General features: G+C 66.6%; 9 protein-coding genes. 2 read left to right on the forward strand and 7 right to left on the reverse strand.

What is annotated here, in order from left to right; genetic code table 11:
- The coding region (locus tag AB1634_18055) for a pyruvate, water dikinase (protein MEW6221420.1) at positions 1 to 891 on the forward strand (891 nt) is incomplete at its 5' end.
- A 15-nt stretch (positions 892 to 906) separates the two neighbouring features.
- Positions 907 to 1,305 (forward strand): response regulator, encoded by a 399-nt coding sequence (locus tag AB1634_18060; protein ID MEW6221421.1) that lies wholly within the window; start codon positions 907 to 909, stop codon positions 1,303 to 1,305.
- Between the two features lie 98 nt (positions 1,306 to 1,403).
- Here AB1634_18060 and AB1634_18065 read toward each other — a convergent pair whose 3' ends face one another.
- The 7 genes from AB1634_18065 to AB1634_18095 form a co-directional block, all read right to left on the reverse strand.
- The gene (locus AB1634_18065) at positions 1,404 to 2,093 is read right to left on the reverse strand and encodes a hypothetical protein (GenBank protein ID MEW6221422.1); all 690 of its coding nucleotides are present in this window, start codon (positions 2,091 to 2,093) and stop codon (positions 1,404 to 1,406) included.
- Complete coding sequence (locus AB1634_18070; GenBank protein ID MEW6221423.1) at positions 2,090 to 3,397, reverse strand: sulfite exporter TauE/SafE family protein; 1,308 nt, start codon at positions 3,395 to 3,397, stop codon at positions 2,090 to 2,092. Before AB1634_18070 ends, AB1634_18065 begins: the two co-directional genes overlap by 4 nt.
- 45 nt (positions 3,398 to 3,442) lie before the next feature.
- Complete coding sequence (locus AB1634_18075; GenBank protein ID MEW6221424.1) at positions 3,443 to 3,868, reverse strand: response regulator; 426 nt, start codon at positions 3,866 to 3,868, stop codon at positions 3,443 to 3,445.
- Positions 3,869 to 3,870: 2 nt separating this feature from the next.
- Positions 3,871 to 5,640 (reverse strand): ATP-binding protein, encoded by a 1,770-nt coding sequence (locus AB1634_18080; GenBank protein ID MEW6221425.1) that lies wholly within the window; start codon positions 5,638 to 5,640, stop codon positions 3,871 to 3,873.
- Between the two features lie 74 nt (positions 5,641 to 5,714).
- Positions 5,715 to 6,167: a response regulator gene (locus AB1634_18085; GenBank protein ID MEW6221426.1), complete on the reverse strand. Its 453-nt coding sequence runs from the start codon at positions 6,165 to 6,167 to the stop codon at positions 5,715 to 5,717.
- Entirely contained in the window at positions 6,164 to 6,730 is a 567-nt protein-coding gene (locus AB1634_18090; protein MEW6221427.1) for a response regulator, read from the reverse strand. Before AB1634_18090 ends, AB1634_18085 begins: the two co-directional genes overlap by 4 nt.
- A 26-nt stretch (positions 6,731 to 6,756) precedes the next feature.
- Positions 6,757 to 7,065 (reverse strand): hypothetical protein (locus tag AB1634_18095; protein ID MEW6221428.1); only part of this gene is annotated, 309 nt, incomplete at its 5' end.

Here is a 7,065-nt window from a genome sequence, read left to right on the forward strand (position 1 = left end):
GGCCCGGGCCGGCAGCTCATGGCCAACAGCCCGGTGCACCGGCTGCTCAGTGAGGTGATGGCCGAGATCACCCCCTTGGGTCTCACCGACCCGGCGTCACCGTTCTTCACCCCCGGCAACTGCCGGACCCTGCACGACGTCACCCGCTTCTGCCATGAGAAGGCCGTGCAGGAGATGTTTGGCTTCGGCGGCCGCCTGGGCTTTCCGGAGCGGCTGGCCCGCCAGATGGTGGGCGAGATGCCTTCCCAGTGGTGGGCGATCGATCTGGCGGACGGCTTCCGGCCCGGTATCGATGCCAAGTCCCGGTATATCGCGGTGACGGACATCGTATCCCGGCCCATGCTGGCCCTGTGGGCCGGCATCACCGCCGTGCCCTGGGATGGCCCGCCGCCGGTCAGCCTGCGGGGCCTGGGCTCCATCTTCTTCCAGTCGACGATGAACCCCAGCCTGGATCCCGCGGTCCGCTCCTCCATGGCCGCCAAGAGCTACTTTCTGGTCTCGAAGGACTTCTGCAACCTGAGCGTCCGCCTCGGCTACCACTTTTCCATGGTGGAGGCCTACGTAAGCGACATGCTGACCGAAAGCTACGTCAGCTTCCAGTTCAAGGGCGGCGCCGCGGATGCCGGCCGGAAGGCGACCCGGGTGGCCCTCATCGCCGAGATCCTCACGCGGTATGGCTTCCGGGTGGAGCCCAAGGCCGACAGCCTGACCGCCCGCCTGGAAAAGAGGCCGACGGACGTGCTGGAGACGCGGCTGCGGGTGCTGGGCTATCTTCTCATCCATACCCGACAGATCGACATGGTCATGGCCGATCCGGGCATGGTGGCGCATTACCGGACGAAGATCCTCGCCGATCTGGAGGCCCTGGCCCCCGGTGCGGCCGAGCAATAACCTGCGGAGGATGTGATGGGGCTGTTAAGGATCCTGGTGGTGGACGACGAAGAGGATTTCCGGGAGCTCACCGGCAAGAGGCTGGCCCGGAGGGGGTACACGGTGCGCACCGCTGGCTCCTGCCAGGAGGCCCTGGCGCACTTGACCCGGGAGCCGGCCGAGGTGGTGGTCCTGGATGTCAAGCTGCCGGACCGGGACGGCATCGACTGCCTGGTGACCATCAGGGAGCGCTGGCCGGCGGTGGCGGTGATCATGCTCACCGGCCATGCCTCGGTGAGCGCCGGCCTCCTGGGCCTGGAACGAGGGGCCAGCGACTATTGCCTCAAGCCACTGGAGCTGGCAGCCCTGGTGGAGAAGATCGAGATCGCGGCCCGGGACCGGGAGCTGCCGCTGGGACCGCCCCGGGGCACGTGACCCGCCCAATAACACCGGCCCTGGGCAGGGTGCAGCTTCTGCCCAGGGCCGGCTCGCAAAACGACAAGGGCGCCGAGCGCCAAGCGTCTTTCCCCGTATCAGTGCTCCAGCTTCAGGCCCCAGCCCTCGAACATGAACAGCAGGGCGAACCCGTACCAGACGGTGTAGATGACGTAGCCGGCCAGGGAGATCACCACCGTCAGCAGCTGCGACTTGATGTTCTGGGTGGTGATCCCGTAGTAGTTGTAGGCCGGCTCCAGACCCCGGGTCTGGATCTTGCCGATGGCGATGGATTCGCTGAAGGCCTGCTGCTTGTTGAGGTCCTTCACCATCTCCTTCATGGCCGTCCACCAGTCGTACATGACCTGCCGGGCGTCATAGCCGTGCCGGCCACTCACCTCCTGGCCATTGTTCTTGTACATGGCGTCGGCATCGACCAGGCTGGTCAGGAGCACCGCGCCGAGATCGCCGGTCATCTTCACAGTCGGCCCGGAGACCTCGGCCTTGGCCTTGCCCGAGGAGCCGATCAGCTTGACCAGACGGCCGGCCTGGGCCTCGTTCTCCATCTTCATGGTCACGGTCATCTGCTTGCCCTGCATGGGCTCGGCCTGTTGCCGCATGGCCGGGATGTAATAGCAGGCATCCTTGGAGATGGCGTTGTACAGGCCATCCAGATAGTCCAGGGCGTTCTGCCCCTTGAACATCGGCGACATGATCACGGCAAAGGCGACCACGAAGCCGATCATCAGTACGAATCCCAGGCCAAATTCCTTCTTGTTGTGAATCATGCCCGCACCCCCCCGTGCACTGTCTCCTGTTCACCCTTGAGAACCTTGATCTTTGTGAAGAAGGTCACAAAGACCCACACCGCGAAGCAGCTGATGACGATGAAGAACAGATAGATGCCGATCTGTTCCAGGGTCTCGCAGGTCGCCTTCTCGATGTTGAGCACCTGCATCTTCCGCAGCTTCCCCGGCAGGGCGAAGACGCGGTTGACGAAGCCGGAGAGGACAGCCGTGGCATAGAAGCCGCGGATCGTCAAGCCCGGCACCACCTTGGTGACCAGGGAGCCGATCTGGATGCCCACCAGGGAGCCCAGGAGCATGCCCATGGCCAGGGTGTAGAAGATGAAGCCGTAGACCGCGTACTGGACCAGCCCGGCGTAGCCAGCGGTGAAGATGATCTGGAAGATGTCGGTGCCGACGGTGGTCGCCGAGGAGACGCCGAGCACGTAGACGAAGATGGGGAAGGTCAGAAAGCCGCCGCCGACGCCCATGATGGCGGCGGCCAGACCGACGACAAAGCCGGCGATGACGAGGAAGATGGTGGAGATGCGGCGGCCGCCGGGCACCACGCCCTCGTCGAAGGTGAGCATGGGGGGGATGTTGACGGCCTGGAGCTTCCGGGCCAGCCCGGTCATCCCCTCGGCTGCCTTGACGTTGCCCGCCGCCGCCTGCTTGGCCGCCGCCTTGCGGGAGGCCAGGAAATCGGTCAGGGCGTAGAAGCCCAGAAAGCCGAGCATGAGGACGTAGATGGTGGTGATGAAGGCATCGCTGTAGACCGGGTTGAACTCGTAGAGGGTCCGGTTGATGTAGCCGCCCAGGGTAGCGCCGCCCATGGAGCCGACCAGGAAGGTCACAGCCAGGGAGACCGAGATGTTGCCCAGCTTGCGGTGCAGGACGCTGCCCATGATCGCCTTGGCGAAGATGTGGAAGAGGTCCGTGCCCACGGCCAGGATACCCTTGACGCCGGCGCTCATCAGGGCCGGCGCGATGATGAAGCCGCCGCCGGCGCCGATGCAGCCGGTGATGAGCCCGGCGCAGACCCCGACCCCGATGGAGGCCAGGAAGATGGTGGCGGTGTAGAAGGCCGGGGTGTACGCCGTCTTCTTGTCGCCCAGGAATGAAGGCAGGGCGCCGGCCACGTCACCGGCAAAGGCAATGCCGCCGATGACCACCGGCACCAGCAACAGGCCGAGCAGGGCCAGCTTCTTGCGATCCCGCAGGATGGCGTTGGAAACATCCAGCTCCCAGCGGGCGTGGGCCTGGGCCGACAGCATCATGGTTTGTCCGATTCGTTTCCATAGGCTCATGAATCACTTCCTCCTTCTCCGGTTATGCTGCTGGTGTGAACGATGCTACCCCCGCCACCCACGGCGAGGCGCCCCTTTCTCTCTCTCATCGGACCGGCGCTCTCCGGCGGCCGTCGCCCCCTGGCTGGCCCTGTCGTTCATGGCCCCGCACAGGGCCTCGTACAGGGACTCCAGCTCCACCGGCTTCAGCAGGTAGTCGCAGGCCCCTTGGGCCAGGCCCGCCCGGCCCGCCTCCACCGAGGCATGGCCGGTGAGCATCACCACCTGGGTTGCCGGCCTGGCGGCCTTGATGCGGCGCAGGATCTCCACCCCGTCCATGCCTGGGATCTTGACGTCCAGAAGGACGACGTCGTAATCCTCGTCGGCGATGCGGCGCACCGCCTCCGGGCCGCTGGTCGCCCCTTGGCAGGACAGGCCCCGCCGCTCCAGACGCTTGACCATGGTGGCGACGAAATCCTCTTCGTCGTCCACGACTAGGACTCGAAAGCACCCCATACCTGTTCCCCTTTGGCCAGGCCGGGGCCGGCCGTCTCTGGCTGCTGGCGCGGGAGCCGCCGGCCGGCGTTGGCCGGGGAGCGGGGCAGGACGACAGTGAAGACGCAGCCGCCGCCGGGTCTCGCGGCTACCCGGATGGTCCCCCCCAGCCTTTGCATGATGTTGAAGGACACAGCCAGACCGAGGCCGGTCCCTTTGCCCTTCTCCTTGGTGGTGAAAAACGGCTCGAACACCCGGGCCATGGTCTCCGGGGGCATGCCAGGACCGCTGTCGGCGAAGGCCACCGACACCTCGTCGGCCGTGGTGCCGCTGAGCACGGTGATGTGGCCGTCCTGACCGATGGCGTCCAGGGCGTTGTTGAGGATGTTCAGGAAGACCTGTTCGAGCTGGGTGGCCTCGGCGCAGACCAGGGGCAGGTTGGGCGTCAGCCTGAGGACAATGGCGATCCGGCTGTTTTTCGCCTCCTGGTCGAGGAAGGAGATGGTGGTGGCAGCCAGCTCGTTGAGGTCCACCAACTCGCGGCTGGCGTCGGAGCGGCGGGAGAAGTCCAGCAGGCGATGGGTGATGCCGCTGGCCCGTTTGACGTGGTGGCGGACCTTGCCCAGGGACTCCCGGTACTCGGACAGGTTCCGCACCGTTGCCGGGTCCTCCTCGTCCAGGAGCTCACCCATCCAGCCGGCCTGGTCGACGATGATCTGCAGCGGGTTGTTGATCTCGTGGGCGACACTGGCGGCCATACGGCCGACCAGGGCCATCTTCTCCACCTCCCGCACCTGGTTGAGCATGGCGACCCGCTCCCGCTCGGCCTTCTCCAGCTGGCTGACCATGGTGTGCACCACCAGGGTGGCGATGGCCACCACCAGGGCGGAGGCGATGATGATGATGGCGAGCCCGATATTCCTGGCCTGGTAGAAGGAGCGCAGGGAGCCCTCCACATCGGTCATGAGCACCAGCAGCCAGTCGCCACCTTTGAGCCAGGCGGTAGCGGCCAGGAAGCGGTCGGTGCGCACCACCGCCTGGGAGGCCGCCGACATGAACGTCTCCCGCTCGGCGGGCGGCAGGACCACATAGCCCCGCCGGCTGGCGGTCTGCAGGGCGCCCTGGCGGTCGACGATGAAGGCATCACCGCCTGGGCCCACATTGGCGCTGTCCAGCAGGGTCGAGAAGAAGCCGGAGTTGATGGTGGCGCGCAGGAGCCACGTCCGGCCGGGATCGGTGACCGCGACCACGAAGTGGGGCACCCCCCGAAAGCCGGTGAACAGATCGCTGACATAGGTGCCATTGCGCAGCACCTCGTGGAACCAGTCAGCCTCGGCATAATTCCTGCTCTGCAACTGCTGGTGGTACGGCCCCACATAGGAAAGATGCCGCCCCGTGCGATCGATCACCCCCAGATCGACCACCACACCGCTTTCCTCCATGGCGTCGAAGAGCTGCCGCAGCCTGTCCGGCTTGGCCAGCTCGTCCTTGGAATGGAGACGGGTCAGGGCACTGAGCATGGTGGTCTGATCCCGCAGGAAGAGGGTGATGATCTCCCGGCGGGCCTGGGCGAAGTTTTCCAGGTCAGCGGCTGTTTGCCGCTCCCAGGACTCCTGATAGTAGCGGGAGGAGATCCAGCCGATGCCGAGCAGGGGAATGACCGCCAGGGCCAGGACCACCACCACCAGCAGCCGGCGCTGCCGGGCATAGAAGGCATGGCCGGTCGGGCGGAGGGCTCGGCTGTTGATGGTGGCGGTGTACACCTTCATGGCAGGATCCAGCCTTGTCTGCAGCGCCCCGGGTGGGGAGCGGCTCCTGGCGCCCCATCGCGGTCCCGTTCGGCCTAGCCACGCCGGGTGGCCAGGATCTCCCGGGCGCTGTCGTGCTCCCCGGCCTCGGCAAAGGCGGTGGCGGACATGACGTTGGTCAGCTTCTGCCGGTGCGCCTCGCGAATCCGGTCCACCAACAGCTCGATATCCACCGGCTTCTTGAGGTAGTCGAAGACCCCGAGCCGTCTCGCCTCGGCCTCGTCCATGTCGTTGCCGTGCCCGGTCTGGATGATCACCTGCATGAGGGGATACTTGGCGCGCACCAGACGCAGGACCTCCAGGCCGTCGATGCCTGGCATGCGCAGATCCAGGATCATGACGTCGGGCTCCTTGTCTTCGATGAAGCCCAAGGCCTGCTCACCGTCGAACACGGTATGGCTGGCCAGATCCCGCAGCTGGAGCCGCTCGGAAAGGGTGCGCACAAAGCTCTCCTCGTCATCCACCAACAGCAGCTTGATGTCACTCATGGCTTGTCCCCTCGACTGGATTTCCGTGCACTGCCCGGCCGCCCTTGACCGCTGCCCTGGGCAGCGGTGGCGGGTCCGGTATCAAAAGCGTCCAGAAGCTCGCGCGCCGTATCCGACTCCCCGGCCTGGGCGAAGGTGGCCGCGGCCATGGCCTGGTTGAACATCCGCCACAGGGAGCGGCGGGGACGTCGTTGCCGGTCCACCCTGGCCTGGGCCTCCAGCACCTTCTGGCGCAGTTGGCCGGTCTCGAAGGGCGCCATCACCTCGTCCACCGCCCCGGCCTGCATGGCGACCATGGAGGCCCGCACATTGTCGGCGGTATTGAGGACAATGATCTCACCCTTGCCCAGGGCCCGGGTGAGGGCCGCCAGGGCGGCCGCGGCGGCCTCGTCGCCCAGCCGGCGGATGTCGAGAATGACCACCGCGGCGCGTCGCCGGGCCAGCTGGGCCACCGCCTCGCTCGGGTCGGCGGCCGCCCAGCTCGCAAGGCCCCACTCGTCCAACCGCTGCCGGATAGCCTCGGCGAGGCGGCTCTCGGACGAGATCACCAGCACCCCAGCCATGGTGCGCCGTGCGCCTGCGCTGTGCCTCAGGCCTTCACGCGCAGCACACCGTAGGCCAGATGGATGCCCCGCAGGCCGAGCTGCTCCGCCAGATCCGAGCGGCCGGCCGGCGTGCTGCGGCCCGGCTCCAGAAGCCGCGTGGCCTCGCTGGCCAGCCCTTCCTCGGCCATGGCCACCGCGGCCCAGAGCCGTTGCCACCAGTTGAGCTGCACACGGCGCCGCGGCTCAGGGATCAGCTGGCGGGCGGTCTCCCACTCCCCGGCCTCGGCAAAGGTGACAGCGGCCATCCAGCTTCGGTTGTCGTGGCTGTTGCTCTTCATGGCAGGGCCTCCAAG

Source organism: Thermodesulfobacteriota bacterium (assembly GCA_040755095.1).
In the GTDB taxonomy this organism is placed as follows: Bacteria; Desulfobacterota; Desulfobulbia; order Desulfobulbales; family JBFMBH01; genus JBFMBH01.